Here is a 2,002-nt window from a genome sequence, read left to right as displayed (position 1 = left end):
ACCGTCATTCGACCAGTGTTTAAGAATCTTTCTGAAGCTGGCGCTCAAGCGAAAGAGCTTGCTTTAGCGGGAGATGAGGACGGTTTGGCACAGATGGATGCCATGAGTGAAGGTGAGGCAGGAGAACGAGTTACTTTGAGTGCCTCTGATGAGTTTCTGTTACCGGGGGCTTCGGAAGGTTTTGATCGACAACTTAATGCCTTGAAAGGTTTGATTGCTGAGGACCCTGCTAGGGTTGCTCAGGTAATTCGTCAATGGGTAAATGTAGATGACTGATGGTGACGGCGATAAAAAGCTGCCAAAAGTTTCGCGGGTAGATGCTGCTGCGATTTTACTAATGAGCCTGGGTGAAGCGGACGCTGCCCAGGTTTTGAAGCATATGGGGCCAAAAGAAGTACAGCGGGTGGGTACCTCTATGGCGGCATTGAAAGATATTAGTCAGGAACAGGTCGAAGGGGTAATGATCGAGTTTCTGGAGGCTGTCGGATCCCAAACGGGTATGGGAATCGGTTCTGATGAGTATATCAAGAATATGCTGACAGAGGCTTTAGGTCAGGACAAGGCGGATAGCTTAATTGACCGAATTCTTGTTGGTGGTAATACAACTGGTTTAGATACGCTTAAATGGATGGATGGTCGTGCTGTAGCGGAGCTTATACGTTATGAGCATCCACAGATTCAGGCCATTGTATTGTCATATCTTGAATCAGATCAGGCTGCTGAAGTGCTAGGCGTATTAGACGAAAAGGTACGTCTTGACGTTATTATGCGTGTCGCTTCTCTCGAAAGCATTCAGCCACAGGCTTTGCAAGAGCTGAATGATATTCTCGAAAAACAGTTCTCGGGTAACGCTGCGACTAAGACCAGTAAGATCGGTGGTGTCAAGTGTGCGGCAGATATTATGAACTTTATTGATACAACTATTGAAGCCGACTTGATGGATAGTATCAAAGAAGTTGATGCTGAACTCGGTACTGAGATAGAAGAGCTGATGTTTGTCTTCGATAATCTCAAGGATGTTGATGATAGAGGGATACAAACGCTCCTCAGGGAAGTCTCCTCAGATATTCTTATTGTTGCACTCAAGGGTGCTGATACTGAATTACAAGAAAAAATCTTTAAGAATATGTCTAAGCGTGCTGCCGAATTACTCCGTGATGACCTTGAGGCGAAAGGTCCTGTTAAGGTGAGTGAGGTAGAAGGTGCGCAGAAAGAGATACTCACCATTGCTCGACGCTTGTCTGAATCCGGTGAAATTGCGCTGGGCGGATCTGGCGAAGCGATGATATAGCATGAGTGACAAAAACAAGCGTGTCCCTTTAGGTGAACTGAGCGCCTACGAACGCTGGGAGCTGCCGAATATTGGCGATCCCGGTCGTGCGGCTAGTCAGGCAGAAAACGCCAGAAAGGAGAAAGTCAAACCACCGACTGCACAGCAAATTGAATCAATAACTAAGCAGGCATATGACTCCGGCTTTGAAGAAGGCCATCGAGATGGTTTCGCTAAAGGTTCAGAGGACGGTCGTGCTGCGGGTCATGCAGAAGGTTTGGAGGCCGGTAAAAGTGAAGGTTACGAACAAGGGGTTGCCCAAGGCCAGGGTGAAATTGCCGAAAAATTGTCACAGCTAGATGCCCTAATGAACCAGTTGGTTAACCCCATTCAGCAGCAACAGCAAGTCGTTGAAGAGGCGATGTTAAATGTTGCGGTTGCGCTTTCCAGAGCAGTGATTCACCGAGAGCTCAATATTGATAGTGCAAGCCTTACACTGGCTTTGTCTCGAGTCATGGAAGGTTTGCCAGCGCTGGACTCAGGGGCAATGTTAAAGGTCAATGAGCAGGATTATGAAACTGTTTCAAAAGCACTAGAGGCTTTAGGTTCTGGTATTGAGCTAGTGAAAGATCCAAGTGTTATAGCGGGTGGCTTCTTACTGAAGACTTCAGCTCAGGTGATTGACTATACCGTTGAAAAACGATTTCAAAAAGCTGTTCAGAGTATGCTGGA

The 2,002-nt window shown here is 46.9% G+C and carries 2 protein-coding genes and 1 pseudogene; all 3 read left to right on the top strand.

Annotated features, from left to right (window positions below; all coding sequences use genetic code 11):
- Window positions 1-276: pseudogene (locus tag A3756_RS27940) on the top strand (flagellar basal body M-ring protein FliF); the annotation flags it as partial.
- Complete coding sequence (gene fliG, locus A3756_RS18305; RefSeq protein ID WP_068508201.1) at window positions 269-1,291, top strand: flagellar motor switch protein FliG; 1,023 nt, start codon at window positions 269-271, stop codon at window positions 1,289-1,291. The pseudogene A3756_RS27940 and the gene fliG, both read left to right, overlap by 8 nt.
- A gap of 1 nt (window position 1,292) precedes the next feature.
- On the top strand, window positions 1,293-2,002 hold a 710-nt coding region (locus A3756_RS18300), incomplete at its 3' end, for a FliH/SctL family protein (RefSeq protein WP_068554191.1).

The organism is Oleiphilus sp. HI0086, from assembly GCF_001635225.1.
This window is presented reverse-complemented; position numbering and strand designations above follow the sequence as displayed.

Bases quoted from the DNA above. Each gene is read 5' to 3' on its own strand.
- fliG (WP_068508201.1), top strand. From the start codon at position 269: ATGACTGATGGTGACGGCGATAAAAAGCTGCCAAAAGTTTCGCGGGTA.